The organism is Mesotoga sp. H07.pep.5.3, from assembly GCF_002752615.1.
Classification (GTDB): Bacteria; Thermotogota; Thermotogae; order Petrotogales; family Kosmotogaceae; genus Mesotoga; species Mesotoga prima.
This window is the reverse complement of the sequence record NZ_AYTV01000004.1, coordinates 101,450-123,252: the sequence shown is the minus strand read 5'-3', so window position 1 is coordinate 123,252 and position 21,803 is coordinate 101,450. Positions and strand designations below refer to the sequence as shown.

At 45.9% G+C, this 21,803-nt stretch carries 18 protein-coding genes; 12 read left to right on the top strand and 6 right to left on the bottom strand.

Annotated features, from left to right (window positions below):
- The first annotated feature begins 988 nt into the window (after positions 1-988).
- Both V513_RS02780 and V513_RS02775 read left to right on the top strand, forming a co-directional pair.
- Entirely contained in the window at positions 989-2,185 is a 1,197-nt protein-coding gene (locus tag V513_RS02780; RefSeq protein ID WP_180274814.1) for an AAA family ATPase, read from the top strand.
- On the top strand, positions 2,182-2,826 hold the full coding sequence (locus tag V513_RS02775) for a DUF4276 family protein (protein ID WP_099771607.1): 645 nt from the start codon (positions 2,182-2,184) through the stop codon (positions 2,824-2,826). Before V513_RS02780 ends, V513_RS02775 begins: the two co-directional genes overlap by 4 nt.
- Positions 2,827-3,239: 413 nt before the next feature.
- On the opposite strand, the gene V513_RS02770 is transcribed toward V513_RS02775, so the two are convergent.
- The gene (locus V513_RS02770; RefSeq protein WP_099771606.1) at positions 3,240-5,396 is read right to left on the bottom strand and encodes a hypothetical protein; all 2,157 of its coding nucleotides are present in this window, start codon (positions 5,394-5,396) and stop codon (positions 3,240-3,242) included.
- 1,150 nt (positions 5,397-6,546) lie between these two features.
- On the opposite strand from V513_RS02770, the gene V513_RS02765 reads away from it, so the two are divergent.
- The 3 genes from V513_RS02765 (at position 6,547) to V513_RS02755 (ending at position 11,123) form a co-directional block, all read left to right on the top strand.
- A complete protein-coding gene (locus V513_RS02765) occupies positions 6,547-8,262 on the top strand; it encodes a hypothetical protein (protein WP_099771605.1) in 1,716 nt (571 codons plus the stop codon).
- Between the two features lie 2,140 nt (positions 8,263-10,402).
- Complete coding sequence (locus V513_RS02760; protein WP_099771604.1) at positions 10,403-10,705, top strand: nucleotidyltransferase family protein; 303 nt, start codon at positions 10,403-10,405, stop codon at positions 10,703-10,705.
- Positions 10,698-11,123, top strand: a complete 426-nt coding sequence (locus V513_RS02755) for a HepT-like ribonuclease domain-containing protein (protein WP_257211905.1) — start codon at positions 10,698-10,700, stop codon at positions 11,121-11,123. Before V513_RS02760 ends, V513_RS02755 begins: the two co-directional genes overlap by 8 nt.
- A 155-nt stretch (positions 11,124-11,278) precedes the next feature.
- On the opposite strand, the gene V513_RS14095 is transcribed toward V513_RS02755, so the two are convergent.
- Positions 11,279-11,593 carry a hypothetical protein gene (locus V513_RS14095; protein ID WP_099771603.1) on the bottom strand — a complete coding sequence of 105 codons (315 nt, stop codon included), beginning with the start codon at positions 11,591-11,593 and terminating at the stop codon, positions 11,279-11,281.
- Positions 11,594-12,070: 477 nt separating this feature from the next.
- Here V513_RS14095 and V513_RS02745 point away from each other — a divergent pair, with 477 nt between their 5' ends.
- From V513_RS02745 to V513_RS02725, 5 genes are all read left to right on the top strand, one after another.
- Positions 12,071-13,279, top strand: coding sequence for an ATP-binding protein (locus tag V513_RS02745; protein ID WP_099771602.1), 1,209 nt, complete (start codon positions 12,071-12,073; stop codon positions 13,277-13,279).
- Between the two features lie 925 nt (positions 13,280-14,204).
- Positions 14,205-14,456 carry a hypothetical protein gene (locus tag V513_RS02740; RefSeq protein WP_099771601.1) on the top strand — a complete coding sequence of 84 codons (252 nt, stop codon included), beginning with the start codon at positions 14,205-14,207 and terminating at the stop codon, positions 14,454-14,456.
- Complete coding sequence (locus V513_RS02735; RefSeq protein WP_257211904.1) at positions 14,434-14,796, top strand: type II toxin-antitoxin system PemK/MazF family toxin; 363 nt, start codon at positions 14,434-14,436, stop codon at positions 14,794-14,796. The genes V513_RS02740 and V513_RS02735 overlap by 23 nt, the downstream gene beginning before the upstream one ends.
- 262 nt (positions 14,797-15,058) lie before the next feature.
- Positions 15,059-15,358: a nucleotidyltransferase family protein gene (locus tag V513_RS02730; protein WP_099771599.1), complete on the top strand. Its 300-nt coding sequence runs from the start codon at positions 15,059-15,061 to the stop codon at positions 15,356-15,358.
- Positions 15,359-15,509: 151 nt separating this feature from the next.
- Entirely contained in the window at positions 15,510-15,692 is a 183-nt protein-coding gene (locus V513_RS02725) for a HepT-like ribonuclease domain-containing protein (protein ID WP_218962688.1), read from the top strand.
- 1,396 nt (positions 15,693-17,088) lie between these two features.
- Here V513_RS02725 and V513_RS02710 read toward each other — a convergent pair.
- The 4 genes from V513_RS02710 to V513_RS02695 all read right to left on the bottom strand — a co-directional run bounded on the left by V513_RS02710 (position 17,089) and on the right by V513_RS02695 (position 20,165).
- Positions 17,089-17,487 carry a hypothetical protein gene (locus tag V513_RS02710; protein WP_099771596.1) on the bottom strand — a complete coding sequence of 133 codons (399 nt, stop codon included), beginning with the start codon at positions 17,485-17,487 and terminating at the stop codon, positions 17,089-17,091.
- On the bottom strand, positions 17,487-18,215 hold the full coding sequence (locus V513_RS02705) for an ImmA/IrrE family metallo-endopeptidase (RefSeq protein WP_180274813.1): 729 nt from the start codon (positions 18,213-18,215) through the stop codon (positions 17,487-17,489). The genes V513_RS02710 and V513_RS02705 overlap by 1 nt, the downstream gene beginning before the upstream one ends.
- Positions 18,169-18,525 carry a helix-turn-helix transcriptional regulator gene (locus tag V513_RS02700; protein WP_099771594.1) on the bottom strand — a complete coding sequence of 119 codons (357 nt, stop codon included), beginning with the start codon at positions 18,523-18,525 and terminating at the stop codon, positions 18,169-18,171. The genes V513_RS02705 and V513_RS02700 overlap by 47 nt, the downstream gene beginning before the upstream one ends.
- Positions 18,526-19,085: 560 nt before the next feature.
- Positions 19,086-20,165 (bottom strand): AAA family ATPase, encoded by a 1,080-nt coding sequence (locus tag V513_RS02695; protein ID WP_099771593.1) that lies wholly within the window; start codon positions 20,163-20,165, stop codon positions 19,086-19,088.
- 1,015 nt (positions 20,166-21,180) lie between these two features.
- Here V513_RS02695 and V513_RS02690 point away from each other — a divergent pair.
- Both V513_RS02690 and V513_RS14315 read left to right on the top strand, forming a co-directional pair.
- Positions 21,181-21,390 carry a 2-oxoisovalerate dehydrogenase gene (locus V513_RS02690; RefSeq protein ID WP_099771592.1) on the top strand — a complete coding sequence of 70 codons (210 nt, stop codon included), beginning with the start codon at positions 21,181-21,183 and terminating at the stop codon, positions 21,388-21,390.
- Positions 21,387-21,554 carry a type II toxin-antitoxin system HicA family toxin gene (locus tag V513_RS14315; protein ID WP_218962687.1) on the top strand — a complete coding sequence of 56 codons (168 nt, stop codon included), beginning with the start codon at positions 21,387-21,389 and terminating at the stop codon, positions 21,552-21,554. The genes V513_RS02690 and V513_RS14315 overlap by 4 nt, the downstream gene beginning before the upstream one ends.
- Positions 21,555-21,803 lie beyond the last annotated feature (249 nt).

The following is a 21,803-nucleotide window of genomic DNA, read 5'->3' as shown; positions in this document are numbered from 1 at the left end:
GGATGACAATGTGTGGGACCTCCTGAAGGCACTAGCTGGATAACTGACTCAGCATTATTACGTGAAAATGCCTAGACGGTGAGTTCTTCTCTTCTCGACACCCCAGACCCTACACTCGATACCCTGCTCTTTCCGTCATGCTCATTTCAGCATCATGTTCTAAGAACCGCTCTGCGCTAAAGAACAAGAACCCGCTGATCGCTGGGAAGAGCCATCCTTCATAGGATCGAAGACCGGATCCCGAACTAAATTCGGGATGACAATGAGAGGGACTTCCAAAAAGTAATGGCGGGAATGATAGCGTTCGGTATTCCGAAAACGCCGCATTCAGTCATCTGAACTCGTTTCAGCATCTTGCTCCTAAGAACCGCTGAACGCTGTGAAAACCGAGAAAGAGCACATCGGAGACGTTCGCTTCGCTCACGAGAAGATGAGAGAGAAAATAGGGACTGACAATTCTTCTCATGTCCCATTTTTCGCGATAGACAGGGATTCTGACCAGGAGCATGTCAGAATGACGTGAAGAAGGAATACGACACAAAGCAAGAAAAAATGGTGATCGCGTAGTATTTCAAACGGGATCTCATCTCTTTTACTATGCTCTTATCGGTGGACGGCTGATGACTAACGTTGTTTCATCGCTTGGTTAGAGGCAAGAAGACTTTGAACTTCAAACCTCTATCCTCTACCCTCTCACATCCGTCCCTTAGTCAATCGGTTGACCTGAGAGGCCTCCTGCGAAGCAGCCTCACTTCCGGCGATGTTTTTCGGCGCATCACTTCCCCGGATGTTCCTCCGGGCATCACTTCCTGGGATGTTATTCCCAGCACCACTTCTTAATTCATCGCCGATGCTTTCCGGCGCATTGCGTCCAGTGTTTTATAAGGCCTCACTTCTTAAGCTATTTGCCAATGCTCTTCGGTGGCCCTAATCCCTATGGTTTTATGTATAATCTTGATGAAAGGCAACTCATAGTGTGGTGATGCATATGGCGCAAATTAACTTCGACAAGTTCAAACTGAAAGATATAAGAATCGCTGGATATAGACCATTTAAAGATTTCCGAGTGGGACTTTCCAGTCTGGAGGTATTGATCGGCGCAAATGCGTCCGGAAAATCAAGTCTAATGGAATTATTGCGCTTTCTGCGAAATAGTGCATACCAAGAGATTCCCACAGAAATCATTGAGGGATCTTCGGGAATGAGGATCTTTCACGTTCCGGGTGAAGACCGCATTGAATGGGATGCAACTATCGATGCAGGTTTAAGTGCCGATGTGATTTATTCCGGCAGCATACTTGGCCCTATGGGTTCAATACGAGTTGACCACGAAAGGGTTGAAACTTCCCGGCCTCTATCCACAAAATACGATAAGCCTTTCCTATACATGGAGTTGAGGAATGGTGAAGGAATAATCTACGAACCGAAACTCAAAAAGTTGAAAGAACAGAGCATTAAGCTTTTGAAGGCAAATCAGCTGGCGATAAGCACTATGAACAATCCTGGACTCTTTATGCTATATAATCTACGTGAGTATATCCAAAGATGGAGGTTCTACAACTCTTTCAGAATGAGCAACGAACTACTAAGGCGCCCATCGATTACAGAACAGGAACCAATACTTCATGAAGACGCCGGCAACTTGAGTGCAGTGCTTCTCTATTTGCAGACGGAGTATCCTGAAATCTTTGAAAGACTGAAGTTCTATCTTGGGCTGATGCTGCCAAGTTTCAGAAACATCACTGTTAAGGCTAGAGGAGGACCGGGACAAGTTATGGCCTTCTGGTCAGAGGACTCTGTTGGAGAAGAACTGACATTGGCCGATCTTTCGGATGGAACACTGAGGATACTATGTTGGACCCTCATATGTCTTCACCCATTCCCGCCAACCCTTGTTTTTGTTGATGAACCTGATCAAGGAATTCATCCTCGAGTGTATCCGGTTTTGGCTGAGCTATTCAAAGAATTGAGTGACAAGACGCAGGTTCTGCTCACTACTCATTCATCATACTTTCTTTCCATGTTCGATATTGAGAATATCCTTGTGTTGAAGAAGGAAGAAGGTGACATAAAGTCATTGAAGCCGTCAACTTCACAAGCCCTTATCGACAATCTCAAAGAGTTCGGAGATCAGGAATTGGAGATAATGCACCGATCCGGGGAGTTCGAGATGATAGGAAAATGAACCAACTGATAGTCTATGTCGAAGGAGAGTCAGACAGACTAGCCCTGACGACACTTCTGAAACCCTTAATTGATAAAAAGAACTCAGAGGGCATCGCCATAGAATTTGCAAGTGTTGGTCAGTCGGGCAACATGTCGAACAACAAAAAAGCTCTGTTGGTCAAGTATCCCAGAAAGGCCTACCAAATCATAAGAAATAACAGAGAAAGCGCGGTCGTCCTTTTGCCCGACCTGTATCCCTACAACGTTGGAGTTCCTCACGTGAATTACTCGCAGTTGCGCGATGGTATCATGTACTCATTCGCCGCCATGCTTTCCGAACATGAAAACGAGCTGAGAAGCAGATTCGAAGTATTTTGCTTCAAACATGATCTCGAAGTCCTTTTACTTGCAGCCATTGATCAACTTCAAGAATACCTTGGCATGAATATCCGTAGAACGTGGTCAGAAGAAGTGGAAGAACAGGACGACAACAATCCACCCAAGAAAATAATCCAGAGTCTCTTCCACAAAGCCAAGAAGCGATATGGAGTAGGAACGGCAGCCGAAATACTAAGAAAAGCACCACTGGAAGACATTCGCGCGAAATGCCCTCAGAGCTTCGCTCCATTTTTAGAATACATAGAGAAGCTAGAACCGTGAATCGATAGGCACTATTATGCAAATGAGCAATTTCACCTGAAACTATTAATTCATACGCAACTTGGCATTTCAGCATCGCGACCCAAATCGCTTATTGGGCGAACAGCCGTTCGCCCCTACAAAAGAATCCCAGAATCGTCAGATAGTGTTAGCGCGCCGCCTCAGCGCCTATTTCCGCCCCGCGTAGCCGGAACTGGCCTTTGCGGAGCGAAGACTGGCCACCGAACGTGACTGACCTGCGAAGGACAATGGCACTGAAGATCTTTCCCCGTGAAGCGGGCATTGCGACCTGGCGAAGCCAGCCTTGCGTCCACTGATGCTCCACAGTGCATTGCGACCGCCGATGCTTTTCGGCGCATCACTTCCTGGGATGCTCTTCCCAGCCTCACTTCCGCCTGAGTGTCTATTAGGAGCTAGCTCACTTCATCAAAGACCTTCTGGACTTTCTTGAGCCAGTCTTTGCCGCCCTTGAGCTTGAACCAGTCTTCTCTGAACTCTTCTGCGAGGAGTTTCGCGCCGATCTTCTTCTGGCACCTGACGTCGCCATCGTCGGCCTTGTCAAAGTCCTCTGCATTGGGTTCGTCATTTTCGAGAAGATACTGAATGAAGTCAGGCAACTCTTGAAGAATATTGATGATGATTCCTTCCGCCGCGTCGACCTCTTTGTTAAAGTAATTCATGAGGGCCTTTACGGTGAGCGCTCTGGGATCGCCTTCCTCGTTTATAGCTTCGAGCATCGTTTTCAAGTTCTCGAAGTCCTTGGTCCTCCAGCGAAGGATTATCATACTGGTGAAAAGATTATCGTCATCTTCGGGATTTACAAATGGATCGACGGCCTGTATAGCTCTTGAGGCCTCACGGTACTTCTTGTCGTCGATCAGCTTCTCGACATACTTCTCTATGAGGTCCAAATACTCCCTGTTGGAAGGACTTTCCTCTTTACTCATTAAGTAAGCCTCGTCGTCTTGGTCAGCAATGGCATCTATAAAACCAACGGCCATTTCTCCCGAGAAAAGAAGGAGCTGCACAACCTTATCCATGCTTTTTGTGGGCATATACAGAAGAGTATTCACGAATTCGAAATTGAAGATGTACCTGTCGCAATAGGCCTCGATCGCCTCGATTGCATTATCAAGATCGTTATTTCTCATCACCGCGTTTATCAGCGTATACATAGGCACTCTCGAATACTCTACTTCTTCGTCCGAGCCATCGGCTGAAACGAAGCAAGGCTCCGTAATCTCTTCCAGCTCTTCGAAAATGTCTTCGAGATCGCCCAAATGATTATACTCGCTCACCATTTCCTGATAGGCCACTTCAAGATCGTCAAGAAAGCCCCTCGCCAGTTCTAGAAGTAAGTAATAATCCGTTTCATCGGGCTTGCCATCACGCTTTATTTCAGTTGAGAAGGAATTGTCTTCCAGTTCGTACTTTCTCGATAGCAGAAAACCGGCTGTCACAAGCCCGAAGGAATCCTTGAAAGCCTTCATATACTCTATGAAACGCTCGACGTTTTCCTTCGTCTCCTCCTTTTCTATAAGCGCGCTTGCAACAGCCAACAGCGCTGAGTCTGCAAACTCTACCGTTAGCATTTCCAGAAGAGACGTCAATCTATCGAAAAGCTTTGCAAAATCATATTGCAAAACTATCTGGTAAAGAAAGCCGTTTATTGTCAACTCGTCCCCACCGTTCAAAAGAAAAGCCAGAATCGAATTTTCAAGCGAATCAAAGACTCGAAAGACTATTTCTCTGGCCTTCTCACTCTCTTCGGCAATATCGCTTCTAGTCATGGCAACAGGAGCATACATCAAGTTCACAACTGAATACTGAGTAATACTCTTAATCAGCTCCACGATTTCTTCCGTACTCACATTCTTGTTCATGATCAGGGAAAACATTGGCAGCTGTGAAGAAGTATCGCTTTCGGCTTTGGGAACCTGAAAACCCACGATCGATCGAACTGCATCGCTCATCGCATAGGAGGCTTCAGCGGAAACCATAATCTTCTTCCGTTTCTCTGCAGCCTGACCATTTAGCCCCTGCTTGTGAGCATTCTTGGAGAGAAAAGAGGCCAGCTCATTTCCCCAAAGGATCAGAGGAATATAATAGCTGTCTTTGCTGTAATACCAGAAAAGACTGAGGTTCTCCCTAAGACTTGACTTCGATCTCGCCTTGTCCTTATCCTCGAAGAGAGGAAAGAATCTCTTATCGTAGTCTCCAGGCTCTCCATAAAACTTGTCAACACTCGGAAGCGACTCGTCTGCACTCTTCAAAAGCGAAAGAAGATTATCCTCAAGAATCCTCGCAATCTCCTCTTTACTTTCAAGAGAAAGAGAATCGTCATGGAGCATCATCCCCGCGAAATAACCTCTGAAGAACCCGTCATTCATAATCTTTTCAACAGACTCCTCAAGCATAAACCCGCTCTTCAAAGCCTCGGCCAACTTCACGGCAGCATCTTTGTCCAAAAAGGCGTCTAGCTCGGCGAGCGGTTCGTACACTACGTAAGAATTCCAGCTCATCTCAAGCGCCTCGGCCAAAAGCGTAAGCTTCACAGTCTCTCTATCCATACATCACCTCAAAACCCTAGATATGAACAATCTTATCATCATTAAATGGAAAGGTTCACAGTTCACCGTTCAAAAACAATTCGAACCGCTCAGATAAAAGATCATTCGAGAGAAAGCAATGCCGAGACCTTCGCTTCGCTCACGAGAAGCGAGAAAAGCCAGTCACCTTCGGTGGCCAGTCAGGCTTCGCGTGGCCAGTCTCGCCTTCGGCAAGGCCAGTTCCGCTTCGCGGCCTAGGAGCCGCTTAACGTTTAAGAGAAAATAGGGACTGACAATTCTCCACATGTCTGTCTTATTTTTCGCGTCAGACGAGATCCTGACCAAGAGCATGTCAGGAGGACAGTGTGTGATTATTTTTAAAACGCCGCATCCCATCTGAACTCGTTTCAGCACCATGTTCTTTGCTCACTAGCTTTGCAAATTCACGGATTCACCATCGTAGATGCCTTCAAAGAATAGATCCCGAAACAAGTTCGGGATGACAATGAGAGGGACTTCCAAAAAGTCATGTCGGGATAACTTCCTCAGTTGCATTGAAACCCTGAATTGATTGCCGGTTCTCTTCACGAGACCTCATACCCTGTAATCGATACCCTGCCCTTCGCGTCATGCTGAACTCGTTTCAGCATCTAGGCCTTGAGAGACGCTGTACGCTTAGGAAGAAGAACCCGCTGAACGCTGGGAAGAGCCGTCCTTCAATAGGATGGAAGACCGGATCCCGAAACAAGTTCGGGATGACAATAGGGGGGACTTCTGAAAAATCATGATGGGTATGACAGCGTTTGCTGATTCTGAAAACGCGATAATTTGTCATGCTGAACTCGTTTCAGCATCTAGGTTTTGAGAGCCGCTAAACGCTTAAGAACGAAAGCCCCTGAACGCTTTAAGCGAAAATAGGGACTGACAATTCTCCACATGTCTGTCTTATTTTTCGCGTCAGACCAGATCCTGAATAGGAGCATTTCAGATGCATATCGTAATGGCAAAGAAAAAGAGGCACATGTGCTATAATCTGGATACTGAAAAAGCTTTTCATTCATCATGCTATCCAGAAAGCCGTAGATAGTGTGTACTAAGATCTAGTTAATGAAAGGGGGCACTTTACGATTGTGATAGTCTTTAATAGCTCATTATAAATGGGGGGTGTATCATGAAAACCAGACTGTTCAGATATATGTTTTTTTCTTTCCTTCTTCTGATACTTTTGCTCTCAGCGTGTGTCAAGCCCAATCCTCAAGTAGTGAGGATAGCATTTGAAGAGCTTCAGGAGGGTGCATTCTACAACGGTAGCTTGATGTTTAATCCTTCGGATCCTTCTTATTCACACCTTCATAAGGGAACCTTGATCGCTTTTCAGGATATTAGCTACGGTTGGGAAGACAGGGGAGATGACCTTTATATTCTCACAATCGTAAACAAGAAGTTTGGATATTTGTATATCCGCGATGTTAACCAGGAGCATATCGAATACGAGTATCTTGTTTATGATGAAGATGGAAGAATTATTGAAAGAGAGGATTCTGTCCATTTATATATGGTGGAAGGCGAAGCCAGTTTTTCAAGCGCTTCGGAAGGTTTCGGATTCAGTGCTGTATCTTATCATACTGGAGTTAACGCCAGCAACGCAGCGATAACGAACTCATATCTTCTGTCGTTCATTCATGAGCTCCCAGAAGCAGTCCCTGAAGATGAGATATCATCTAAACAAAAGTTCCGAAGAGTTGTGTTTAGAATTCAGCAACCAGGAATAACGCAAACTTCTCGCTATCCTAAAGGGGTTTTGGCAATAAGCACTTCGAGCCCGAAGTCACACGTGGTTAACTCATCCTTCTATCACAGAATAACAAATGGAGATACAGATGCGGAAGATGAAATGGTGTTTCAAAAGACAGACCATCTTCCAGAATTCTCGCCCGGAGATTTCGTTCTCGATGGAAAACACGGAGTTGTGAAAATGGTCGAATCTGTTGACGATTCGGACCCGGCTCAAATCGTCTTGAACACTGTAGAGGCCGCTCTTGAAGATGCTCTGGGAACAGTCATAATTGAGATTGAAGGAGATCTAACGGAGATATTGACGAAGTATTCTGATTCAGACTATGTAATTGATCCCCAAAGTATTCGTGCTGAGATGTTAAGGAAAGAATGGGATGTTGAAATTGTTGACGATGAAGAAATTTCCGCGAAGATCAAAAATATTTTCAAGCTCTCCGTTGACGTATCAATATCGTTTCATGACAGTGTGGACAAATTCAGCTCGTCAGGAAGAATATCCTTCCCCATGAGTCTAGCCTCTCTGCTCAGTATAGACGGAATAGTAGGTTTTGAAAATGATGACTCTTACAAGCTAGCGGAACCTTCTGTTGAGTTCAGCGTTTACGGAATCCCTGTAAAAGTGAGCGTCCCTCTATATTTCTTCTATGATGTGGCTGCGACTCTTGCTGAACTCAAGTTTGAATTTGGTCCTGAACTGAATTTGGAACTTGGCTTTAACTACGATGTTGGGGCAGAAGTTGAATATGAGTACAAAATAATACCGAAGGGAGTTCATAGTTGGGGTCATGCGTCTGGCATATTCAGCCATTCTGAAGGCATCGATCTTGACTATGAATACGACACATGTCCGAGTCTGACAAGCGAGGTTGGGTTCAAGGCCTATCCTGGAGTGACAATCGCATGTGTTCTTCGACCAGAGATGGAGACTCCTTTCGCCCTGCGTGGTAGTCTCGAAAACAACATACTTAACCTTGATCTTCTTGTTGAGGGACATATGCAGATGAAGCTGGATGTGAAGTTCTATGATCATACATGGAAGTTTGGCAAAGTCTTTGAATACACAAAGCAGTTATACGAGAAAGAACTGTAACACGATACCGTCGTTGTATGCTGTTCAATCTAGTATAGGGTTAAGAACAGTCTATAGGAGCAAGCGGTTCATAAGTTCTTAGTGCGTTGTCTTTCTGGATCTTCTTTTGAAAATGTTGCGCGAGTGCGCCCCGGGATTCTAGTACAGAGGTTCTGGGCTGGTTACAGACTTTTTTGTTCACAATGCTTCAAGACGCGCTACGAGAGGTTAAGGCAGGCATCCCACAGGCTTAAACGGCCTGTATCGAATCCTATCGCTATGGTAATCGCTTTGGAAAACAACGTCATAGTAATGGACATTCCTGCAAGAAAGTTTCTTTATAGAAGTACTCTTGGAGGAACCGGGTATAACTCTCTTCAAGGTTCTCGTCACAGAAGGCACGTCATCTCAACGTATACGATTTGACCTAGCCTGAGTAAAATACAGCAGAGTAATCGAAAGGAGCGAACTCGCCGATCTTTGTAATAGCAAACCATGCAATAGGATGACTTCATGTTCACAACGAATATATCAAAATGATGTGTATTAGAGGGTCAATTCGCTTCTTGCGTAAAGAGCAAAAATGCTTTGCTACAAGGCGTTTCGGACCACACTTCCTGTGGAGTTAAGCAACACCAGGAGACTTGCCTGCTTGAGCTCTTCGCATTCTTTCATGTCAAGATTATTGAATTTTCAGTCTCTGCCCACAAATTAGCTTTCATACCAGAGAGTTGAATACATTTCCAGATTTCTACAGAAGAGCTTTGTGAGGAAAGTTCTCCAAAGCTCGAAGGACGGTGAACCGACAACGGGTAACCGATCTTTCGTTCGACTTGCAACGATGTTCTTTTCTGAGGACGGTAACGGCCAACGGATTTTGGCCACCTCTTCGGGCGAACAGCCGTTCGCCCCTACAAAAGAATCCCAGAATCGTCAAACAGTGTTAGCGCACTGCTCAGCGCCTATTTCGACCCGGCCTAGCGGAACAAGCCTTTGCGGAGCAAAGACTGGCCACCGAACGTGACTGGCCTGCATCAGAAAACTGGCACATTCTTGCCTCCTGCGAAGCGGCCTTACTTCCGCTGATGATCTTCGGCGCATTGCGACTTCTCCTAAGGTCCCATTTATCGCGTCCGTCCCTCGTAAGTCCCAAGCCCAGATCCTGAATAGGAGCATTTCAGATGACAATGAGAGGGACTTGCAAAAAGTCATGATGGGTACGACAGCGTTTGCTGATTCTGAAATCACAATAAATCGTCATCTGAACTTGTTTCAGCATCTAGGCCTTGAGAGACGCTGTACGCTGTGAAAACAACGTTGTCCGTCAGCGGTCCACCGTCCTCCGGCCCATAAATCCGTCTTCTGAATGACTGAGCGAAAATAGGGACTGACGATTCTCCACATGTCTGTCTTATTTTTCGCGTCAGACCAGATCCTGAATAGGAGCATTTCAGGATGACCTGAAGGAAAGGCGGCCTGCCCTGAAGCATGTTGTATCATTCCGTAAATTTTCCGCACTGTCATCCACCAGAACCTGCCCCAATGAGCCTGCCCTGAAATGTTCTTGTTCAGGGATCCTGTTTGGGGCTCCTGTTGAGGGCCTTTGCACGGGATCTTGCTCTTCAAAAACCGGTTCTGATAACCCGCTCCTAGTAACCCGTATTTCCTAACGCGCCCTTCTAACCCGAAGCTTTGTTTCCAACGTACAGCCTTCAGCGTTTCTTATCCAAGCGGGTCTTTCCCCGCGAAGCGGGTATTGCGACCTGGCGAAGCCAGCCTTGCGTCCACTGATGCTCCACAGTGCATTGCGTCTTGTAACTCTTATCGGTGAACGGCTGATGACTAACGTTGTTTCATCGCTTGGTTAGAGGCAAGAAGACTTTGAACTTCAAACCTCTATCCTCTACCCTCTCACATCCGTCCCTTAGTCAATCGGTTGACCTGAGAGGGTTTATGCGAAGCAGCATCACTTCCTTGCGCCAGCAAGCCTCGGTTCTTGTAAAAGGCAGCCCTGCGACCAATGTTTTATACCGGTCTCATTTCCGCGGTTGTTTCTTAGGGCATCAGTTGCTGCCGAAGGCAGCATTCAAGCGCGGCAGGATCTTCGCAGTTCTGCCCCACTGTTCCGGCGGGTGTGATAGAATTTCCGTGAGGTGATATTATGCAAGATCTAGAAAGCCTTATGCAAGCATTGCGTGAAAATTTACCCGAACTAAGGGATCTCTTTTCTGTTTCGAAGATAGGGGTTTTTGGTTCGTATGTGAAGGGGAATCAGAACGACGATAGCGACGTAGATATCTACATAGAGTTTGACAAGGTACCTGGTTTGGAATTCATGGAGCTGACAGAACGGCTTGAACGCATCGTACGAAAGAGGGTTGATTTACTAACTCCTTCTGGGCTAAAAAGCATACGAAACGCTCGAATTAGGCAGGATATCGAGCAGTCGATAAGATATGTCTAAGAGAGAAACTACTGAGATCCTTGAGGATATAGTCGAAAGCATAAAACGAATCACAGCGTATGCAGACAATATGTCATATGATGAATTCATGGCTGATTTAAAGACACAGGACGCAGTAATCAGAAACATCGAGATAACAGGAGAAGCAGCAAAACAACTTCCATATAACTTCACACTAGCCCACAGCGATATTCCTTGGAAAGCAATCGCTGGAACAAGAGACCGACTGATTCACGACTACTCAGGTGTCAACTATGACATAGTGTGGGCGGTCATTGTAAATGACTTACCTTCTCTTCGAGAGAGGTTGATTGAAATACTTCAAAGTGAGGAAATTCACACGAATAACAATCTCGATCTTCGCCTGTCCAAGCTTGTTTGTCTCGTCAGAAGCGCAAAAATGATCCAAATCGAATGAGACAGGTTTTCGAAGGCCAAGTTACACGCTCCGTAACAAGTTCTTCGCTGATCGCCTCTAAGAGAGGTCGCGTGTCAGCCAACCAGGACCAAGCATCCGTTCACCTATGAGATCGAGCTAAGATGAGAAGGATCATTTCGAGGGGTTTGCTCCGCTCACGAGAAGGCGAAGGACCGTGATCCCGTAGTGCTCCTGTACGGGATCTCGCCTCTAAGAACCGCTATACGCTTAAGAACGAAGACCCGCTGATCGCTGCTGAAGGCTACGTTGTCCGTCAGCGGTCCACCGTCCTCAGAGAGGATCAAAAACGGATCCCGAAACAAGTTCGGGATGACAATGTGAGAGACAACCGAGAACGAATCGAGATCCTGACCAGGACCATTGTCAGGATGACGAGAAGGAAAACCTCCCCTGAAGTGCTCCTGTTCAGGGTCATCCCCTAGTGGCCACATTGTAATCCCGAAGTGCACTCATGCCGGCATCCCGTTGTGTGCCTAAACGGGATCTCATCTCTTTTACTATGCTCTTATCGGTGAACGGCTGATGACTAACGTTGTTTCATCGCTTGGTTAGAGGCAAGAAGACTTTGAACTTCAAACCTCTATCCTCTACCCTCTCACATCCGTCCCTTAGTCAATCGGTTGACCTGAGAGGCCTCCTGCGAAGCAGCCTCACTTCCAGCGATGATCATCGGCGCATCACTTCCCCGGATGTTTCTCCGGGCATCACTTCCTGCGAAGCAGCATCACTTCTTCAAAGGTTCTTTACCGGCCTTGCGTCCCGGCACGATCTCTGCAGGCAAAGCGTCTAATGTTTTATAAGGGCATCACTTTCTCGCGCCCTTCCGTCTACCCTGAAACAAATCCTTCCAAAAGGTAATATAGTAGAGTATAGTATACTATAATAACGAATATGGTATAATATAAATGACTGTATAGAGGTGTGGCATGGTAGACCTTCAACCTTTTTTTGAAATTCAGGGGAGACTGTTGAGCTCTGTTCCTATTGAGTTCAAGCGTTACGCGTATGCCTCAATAAATTGGGATGAGCCGCTTCTGGGTATCGTTGGAGCGAGGGGCTGTGGTAAGACGACTTTGCTTTTGCAGAGAATCCTTGAGAAAGGAGAAAAAGGTTTCTTATACATCTCCGGAGATAACCCATTAGTCCTAAGAGAGGGAATTCATGACATTGGAGACACATTCTTCAAGCTTGGCGGAAAGACCTTAGTGGTAGATGAAGCTCATAGGCAGCCAGGATGGGCAAATGACATCAAGGCCTTGCATGACTCGCATCCGGGAAAGCAGATCTACTTCACTGGTAGTTCGAGATACTCCGTATTGAAGGGTACAGCGGATCTGTCAAGGCGAGCTGTATTGAACGAGCTCAGGCATCTCTCATTTAGGGAATTCGTAAATCTCGAGAAAGGCGAAAGCTTTCCACCATTGAAACTTAGTGAGCTCCTCGAGGATCACATGGAGTTTTGCAGTAAGCTTCAGAAGCTAGAACCGCTGGAACTGTTCAGTGAGTATTTGAGAATTGGTTCATATCCTTTCCGGCTTTCGTACGAGTCTTACTATGAGAGACTACTTAACACTTTAGATAAATCGATCTATCAGGATGTTGTTGAGGAAGACTCACTGAGAGGCGAGGCTGCAGCAATTATCAAGAAAATCATTGCCTTTGTAGCCACTAGCGTTGTTCCATCGATTTCCCCGGAATCGCTTTGCAAGGAGTTAGGAATAACCAAAGTCACTCTCTACAGCTATCTGGATTCCCTGGAGAGGGCAGGAGTACTAAGAAGAGTTCTTCCATGTGGGAGAGGAGTAAAAGGAATGCGCAGCGGATCGAAGGTCTTTCTCGGCGAGACCAATCTCTATTATGCGCTTGGGCTTTCGCAATGGAATCTTGAGGCAAACATGGGAACAATACGCAAAGCCTTCTTCGTTTCGCAAGTTAGTCATCTGGGGATTTGCGTCCCATCCAGCGGTGACTTTACCCTGAAAGAAAAAAACAAGGAGATAACTTTTGAAGTTGGCGGGTCAGAAAAGGGAAGACGTCAGGTAAAAAATTCTCCAAACGGATTCGTCGTACGTGATGGTATCGAAATCGGGTTTGGAAAGTTTATCCCGCTATTTCTCTTCGGGTTCCTCTATTAGAACAGACATTGGTTTCAGGTTCTGTGCACTCTAGTTCGCCCGTATAGGCCAAGCAAAACTCATTCTTGGCATTTTTTGGTCCGGATCGAGATCCTGACCAAGAGCACTGTCGGGATGACCCTGAACAGAGGCATTTCAGGGCAAGCTCTGTGCGATGACAACCAGCGGTTATTCCGAAACTCACCCATCCAGTCATGCTGAACTCGTTTCAGCATCATGTTCTAAGAACCGCTCTGCGCTAAAGAACAAGAACCCGCTGAACGCTGGGAAGAGCCGTCCTTCAATAGGATGGAAGACCGGATCCCGAAACAAGTTCGGGATGACAATGAGAGGGAGTTCCAAGAACCGCTGCCCGGATAACTTTCTCATTTGCGTTGAAACCCTGAATTAACAACCGGTTCTCTTCACTAGACCCCATACCCTTTAATCGACACCGGGGATCCTACACTCGATACCCTGCTCTTTCCGTCATGCTCGTTTCAGCATCTCGGCAGGGTTTCCGAAAACCTCACATCGCGTCATTCTGAACTTGTTTCAGAATCTCGACGATGCATTCTTGTCGAATGCCAATAACGAGCTTACTTAATAGCGCTTGAGAAAAAGGTCTTCTTTCTTTTTCTTGCAACTTGCATCTTGAAACTTGAAACCGTTCTTTTCGGAGAACGGAGAACCATTCAACGGTGGACCTCGCACCGCGTCAAGATCCTGACCAGGAGCATTGTCAGGATGACGTGAAGCGATGCTTTCTGACTAACCTAGACCGTGACAAGGATGTGATGCGAAATTGGCGTTCTGCACTCATTTTCGAGAACGGTGGGCGGTGATCGAAAAACGGCTCTTCTCGCCGTTCCATTTTTCCGATCGGTTTTGATATGAAGTATGCTATATTATCAGTATACAAATATGTTTACTTGGTGGTGATATCTTGAAGACACAGATCGTGCGAATTTCATCCGAAACTCATTCCAGGCTTAAGGCCATGGCTTCGGCCAGCGGGGAAACAATAGGAGAGATTCTTGCTAAAGCGGTGGATGTCTACAGGCGGAAAATGGTTCTTAACGATGCGAACAGGGCCTTCGCAAGACTAAAAGAAAGGAAAGAACTCTGGAAAGACGAACAGAACGAGAGAGAAGAATGGGAAACGGCGCTTGCTGATGGACTGGAGAAAGATGAATAATCTACCTTCCAGAGGCGAAATCTGGCTGGCGAACCTGAACCCGGTCAGAGGTAGAGAACAGGCCGGTTTTCGACCATGCTTGGTAATTTCTGTTGACCAGTTCAATCACGGGCCGGCGGAACTCGTGATCGTAGTTCCAATTACATCAAAAAACAAATCCATCCCTCTTCACGTTGAGATATCCGGCAAAGAAACCGGTCTTGATCTCACAAGCTACATCAAGAGCGAAGACGTAAGATCCATATCGAGAGAAAGGCTTGAAAAGAGAATCGGCAGAGTCTCGGAAGAAGTAATGTCACAAGTCCTTGATGTCATAAAAATACTACTTGATATAACGTAATAGGGGATTTAGGATACGTCCTGTTAGCCTCCCCGCTCTCACGCTCCTCGATCCTAACCAACGATGGACCGCTCTTTCATGAAGATGGAGTCTCAATTTTCTGGTGGCTCTTGGGATACCCTCGTCCCAGAACCCAAGACCTGCTGCTAATTTTTCTCTCTTTCCGCTCTTTCGTGAAAGAAACCCTTTTATATTTATCTGCAATTTCTCCTCATTCTGGGCCATGACATGCAATGATATAATTTTTGTGAGGTGAGAACTGATGCAGAGCCTTGATGAGATTCTAAGCGTACTGAAAGGTGAAATGCCTTACTTCAGATCGCGCTATCAAATCGAATCGCTGAGAGTTTTTGGTTCTTATGTTCGCGGTGAGCAGAACAAAGAAAGCGATCTAGATCTTCTTGTTCGATTTGAAGAAAATACGAAGCTAACGCTGATTGACTACATAGACCTCAGAAATGAGCTGTCGAACCTCCTTTCAATGAAGATAGATCTCGTTGACGAAAGCACTCTAAAACCTTTAATCGGAGAAAATATTCTAAGAGAGGCCATTGAAATTTGAAGCGCGTATACTCGGACTATCTTAAAGACATAATAACTGAAATCGATCTTATTTTCGATTTCTGTAAGGAAATCAAGAACCCTTCCGAATTTCTGAATGACAAAAAAACTGTCAGGGAACAATCAGAAGCCTCGAAATAATTGGCGAGGTAGTGAAAAAACTACCGAAAGAAATAACCGACAACTACCCGGAAATCCCCTGGAAAAGCATTGCGGCAATGAGAGACATACTGATTCATGAATACTTTGGGGTTAATATGAATCTTGTTTGGAACACGATTCAAAAAGAGTTGCTGCCTTTAAGAAATGCGGCACAAAAGATAATTGACGACTGAAGTACATTCTTCTGTTAACCATGATCGTTCGCCTCTGCCAGTATCTCTTCGTAGACATTGTGAGCCGTGGTGGGTTGTGCACTGTAGGTTAGAGCCGAGAAAGAGCATCGAGAGTTCGCTTCGCGCACGAGAAGACCCGAGCGAAAATAGGGAATGACAGGGTCCATTAGAGCCGCTGAACGCTGTGAAAAACCGTCCTTCGTCGCCCGTCCAAGATCATGGACCCGTCCTTGGATAAGATCAACACCAAGATCCCGAAACAAGTTCGGGATGACAAGGAGAGGGAGTTTCAAAAAGTCATGTCGGGATAACTTCCTCAGTTGCATTGAAACCCTGAATTGATTGCCGGTTCTCTTCACTAGACCCCATACCCTTTAATCGACACCCCGCCCTTCGCGTCATGCTGAACTCGTTTCAGCATCTCGTTCTAAGAACCGCTCTGCGCTAAAGAACAAGAACCCGCTGAACGCTGGGAAGACAAGCTTGTCAGTCAACGGTCCACCGTTCTCCGGCCCAGAAATCCGTCTTCTGAATCACTGAGCGAAAATAGGGACTGACAGGGTCCATTAGAGCCGCTGTGCGCTGATAAGATCAAACCCGGATCCCGAAACGAGTTCGGGATGACAAAGTGAGGAACTTCAAAAAGTCATGTCGGGATAACTTCCTCAGTTGCATTGAAACCTGAATTGATTGCCGGTTCTCTTCACGAGACCCCATATCCTGTAATCGATACCGTGCCCTTCGCGTCATGCTGAACTCGTTTCAGCATCCTTCTCTTCAAAACCCTGATCTGATGACCCGCCCCTAGTTACCCGTATTACCTAACGCGCTCTTCTAACCCGATACTTTGTTTTCCAGTGTACAGCCTTCAGCGTCTCTTATACAAGCGTCTCTTTTTGCCAGGCGGAGCCTGACTGGCCTGCGTCAGCAGACTGGCTGATTTTTTGCCCTAAATCCACTCACTTTGTCATCCCGTAGTGCTCCTGTACGGGATCTCATCTCCCGGGTAGCGGAACTGGCCTTTGCGAAGCAAAGACTGGCCTGCGTCAGCAGACTGGCTCTATTTTGCCTCCTGGCGCGTAAGCGCCAGCATCACTTCCCGACGCAGTCGGCCTCACTTCCCCGGATGATCCTACGGGCATCACTTCCTCGCGCCAGCGAGCCTCACTTCTGCTCTTACGATACCCTCGACCCAAAACCCGAGACCCGCTGCTAATTTCGCTCCCAACGTTCTTACAACGACGGGTCAATACTGCGAGGGGCTGGACAGCTCTTAACACTCCTCTGCCAAAAAAAGTTGTCTACTCGAAAAACCTTAGCGCATCTTGAACTGTAATTCTGTCTTTCAGCCAGAAGCCAGAACGTTTCATCACTGAAAGCAATTTCTCGGCTTCACTCAGGGAATGCACTTTTTTCTCACACCGAGAGCGAGAATATACACACTTCCGTGGAATTCAATCTTGTATTCCCTGCAGTATTTTCTAGCGAGGTTGTCATCGGTAAGAATTGTATCGGCGAGATTTTCGATACTCACAGTGAAGATGCATGATAGTTCTCCCTTTCCCAATCCCGAGAAGCCTAAACTCTTTACTGAATCCGCAAATAACTCTAGATCTTCAACCGTAATTTGTACCACTGGTAAACCTATCTCTAATCCTGAAAACCTTTTGCACTCATGAAACTCATTTGCGACGGGCTCTGGAACAACCGCTTCTTCTTTCAGAATTCTTACGAGAGTATCCATCTTTTCGATTGCAGTGAAATTCGACAGTACCGTGTTGTCCAGAACAAACACTAGTTGTTCTCCTTCATGTTTTCCAGCACATCGTAACCATCAAGCCCTATCTCTTTCATCAGCTCGAGGAATCTGCTGAAGCTGATCCTTTCTTTTTTGAGTGCCCTGAAAGCCGTTGACACATATTTGCTGTTCGACCAGTATTTCTCCTCGCTCGGTTCGTACAGTCTTCTATCCATATTCAACATCTCTGCCAGTTGAAGGGGTTTTTTATCCCATAAAGACTGTGGAATCGCTCTCTGGCCAAAAACCTCCTTCAAGCGTTCAAGAGTGGCTTTGTAACTCATTCTGAACATCTGCGAGATCTCCATGACTTCCACCGCGTCAAACTCGATCCCTCCATTTGTCCGTATTATTGAAGAGACATCATTGGCCGGCATGAGAAACATAGAAGCGAAGCTATCTGCCTCCATTTCCTTGGTAGAAGACTCAACGCCGGGCATTTCGACCAGACTCTCGGTATTGTGTAGATAGATGTGACCTAATTCGTGAGCCACTGTGAAATTTTGCCTACCGATAGATTGTGATGAATTAATGACCAATATCCTCGCTTGAACATTACTAAACAGGGCTCCCGAAATACCACTTTCGCCGAATGGATAATAGAAAAGAAAGTAACCTCTGTCTTCCAGGTTTTTCCTGAGTAAACTCTCGTTGAGACCTAAGCAAAGCCCAAGTTCTTTACGCGCTTTCAATGCAACGGCTTCGATTTCTCTGGGCGTCCTCACTATTCAGCTCTCCCTCAAGGAAAATGATATTCTTCACAATCCTCTCGATCTTTTCAAGTATCTCTCTGCTCTCAACATCCAGATTATCCTTGTCCCTGAAAGAAAGCGAGAACTCTTCCTTTTTCTGGATTCCAAGCAGATCCTCGGGCGAAGCATTGTATAACTTTGCCATTCTAAACAGGAGAACAGGATCAATCTTCTGCTTATCGTTCTCTATCCTGGAAAGCGAAGTCCTATCTAAGCCTAATTTAGAGGCAGCTTCTTCCTGGGAAAGACTACTCCTTTCCCTGAATTCTCTTAAGTGAAGCATTACACCATCTCCTTCATGTGTTATTATATCACATCATGATAATGTTATGTGATGATTACGCACAAACAGAATGGAAGTGCTATCATCCCGTAATGCCCGCGTGAATCCTGCCCTAAGGAGCCTGCCCTGATGTACTCCCAAGCTGTCATCCCGGACCCCGATCCGGGATCCCCTCCTTAGAAAACCGTGATTCTGAGTCAAGCTCAGAATGACATTAAGTGAGTCCGGCATGAAGGGAAGAAAGAAGGACTGTCATCCCGTAGAGCCTGCCACAGTGTCATCCCGTAGAGCGTGCCCTGAAAAGGTCCTGTTCAGGGCCTCTGCACGGGATCTCGGTCCTCAAGACTCTAGAATCGGGTTTTAGTTCTTTTCGGAGAACGGAGAACCGTTGACAGTTGACCTGACAGGCTTCCTGCGCAGCAGCATCACTTCTGAGAAGTATCTTCGCGCATTGCGTCTTTCAATTGATTTTAAAAAAAAATTAACGATCTTGGACCAGGGATGCCGGACCGGTCTTCCTACAAAGAATGGAGTTCCAATCTTCTTCGCGAATGTTTCTCTTAGAACCCGCCATTCTTTATTAACTCTGCAAGCACGCAATCAATGATCGAATATTTCCCGTGCTCTTTATTTATCCAGCTTGATCTCTCAAGTATTCGAAGAGCATCTGCAACTCTCGATTTAGAAGCGGAATCACCGCTGGCTTGAAAGGACCGTAGTATTGCAGTGAAGGTCGTGGCACCGGATGCAATAAACTCTAGTACCTTTCTGTATCTTGGACTCCGCTTCTCAAGCTCTTTGAGCTCACTGATAAAAAGCATCTTGGCTGTCCTGAAGGTTTCAGATAGCGCCTCATCGTGGCTTCTTCTGAGTCGATTAAGACCGTACTGGACAAGATGTCCCACTATCCCGTCAAGAAGGTTCTGCGCTGCAGTTATTTCTTCAACTGGAATTTGCATGTCGCTCTCTGCGAATGCGGCTTTCAAAAACTCTATAGAAATGTCTTTTGAGAAAGGCTTGAGAACTATTTCGTACATATATCTTCCGTGCAACGGACTTTCATAATCGTCCGTTCCAGTGAAATCGTGAATTAGACCAACTTCCGAACCAGTAAGCAGAAACCTAATGTTTTGGAGATTATCGAAAGCCCAGGCAATTAGATTCTGTATGCTCTTGCCGCCTTTGCCCCCATAATACCGAAAGTACTGAGCCTCATCAAAGGCAATAATAAACGGCTTTGGATGATCGTTCAGCTTCTCTAGAAGCGAGCTAAGAGTTATATCATTCCAGTCGAAGGTTACAGAGTTGCCCATAAATGAAACTCCCTTCACCTTGCTCAACAGAGCCTTTATTCTCTCTTTCTTGAGTTTCTTTTCGAGCTCTCCCTGTATAGCATATGAAAGATCCGCCCTGCCCATTGAACCGGAAGAATCCGAGTAGATCCTTCTGACGTCTATCATTATTGAATCTTGCTCCGTTTCTGCAATGGCAACTCGCATTAAGGAAGACTTTCCGACTCTCCTTATACCTGTGATCAGTGTGATCGGATTGTCTCTCAATGATGACAGGAGCTCTTTGAGTTCTTCGCCTCTCGAGAAAAGATCGGCTTCCTTGCTCTTTGGTTTTGGATCGAGCAACATAGTATTGCACCTCCAGTTCTGACCTCAGAACCAGTTCTGATATCAGAACAATTTTAGCATACGCTTTAGGAAAAGGCGAGAAACCTTCAAGAGCCCTAGTGAGTGGACTGTTGCGCGTAGTAAGTTTTGGGTAGGAGCTAATAAATGCATTCGAAGTTGATTGTGAAGAGTTAAAAAGAGCGACTGACAAGTCCTCAAATCAATGTACCCACAAAGAGCCGCCTTTCGCTGGTCGCTGGGAAGACAACGTTGTCCGTCAACGGTGCCCCGTCCTCCGAATAAGCCCATAGATTCCTCAACTAGATAGCTAAGCGAAAGTAGGGGCTGACCGGCTCCTACCGTCTGTCCTGTTTTTCTCGAAGGGCCGTGATCCTGACCAGGAGCATTGTCAGGATGACAATAGGGGGGACTTCTGAAAAATCATGATGGGCACGACAGCGTTTGCTGATTCTGAAAGCGTAATAATTCGTCATTCTGAACTTGTTTCAGAATCTCGACGATGCACTCTTGTTGAATGCCAATAACGAGCTTACTTAATAGCGCTTGAGAAAAAGGTCTTCTTTCTTCTTCTTGCAACTTGCATCTCAAACTTGAAACCGTTCTTTTCGGAGAACGGAGAACCGTTGATGGTTGACCTGACAGGCTTCCTGCGCAGCAGCATCACTTCTTAATTGATCACCGATGCTCTTCGGCGCATTGCATTTTGCAACTCTTGTCGGAGGACGGTGGACCCATGACGGTTGACCTGAGAGGCTTCTTTCTAATCTCGAATTTAGTTTTTCTCCAAGCGAAGCTCCGTCTAAACTCAAGCCGTCTTCTCTCTCTAAGATCCGCTCTTACTGTGCGGCGGGATATGAGGTTTTTGAGTACTCACTTAACGATGCTATAATTCTTTTGAGTAACTGTTTGCAACTTAAATTACACTGATCAGGGCAGAACAACTGAAGAATCAATCATATCTATTGTTATAGACCGCAAGACGAGCGATACCTAGGAGAAAGAACGGAGGTGGAACTTGGAAACCGAAATAATCTTTCTCGTCGAAGAAGATTCCGTTTCTGGATTTTTTGCACGCGCCTTAGGTCATCCCATATTTACTGAAGCTGAGACTCTTGAGGAGCTAAAGAAGAACATCAGGGACGCAATTAGATGTCATTTTGACGAAAGCGAGCTACCGAGGATAATTAGGCTTCATTTCGTTAAGGAAGAGGTAATTGCTCTTTGAAACTCCCTCGAGATATAAGCTCTGAAGAACTTCTGAAAGTTCTCACAAAGCTAGAGTATGAGGTCACACGTCAAAGCGGCAGCCACGTGAGGCTAACTACAAAGCGGAAGGAAGAACATCATAAAACTATTCCTCATCACAGTACGCAGAGCCCGGCACACTAAACGCCATACTTGTGGAAATCGCTGCAGACTTTGAAATGACAAAGAAAGACTTGCTTGAGTTTCTTTTCGATTAGTTGTTCGGTATATTTGAACTGGTCTCTTTGGCTAAATGTGCTGTGCTCTTTGCCAGATTGAGCATCGTACTCGCAACAGGCTCCGCCGATGAGGCTAACAACTGTAATTCATGAAATCTCCTGAAATAAGCAAGTGCTCTATCTTCGAAGCAGTGCAAAGAATAACTAGCTTGTA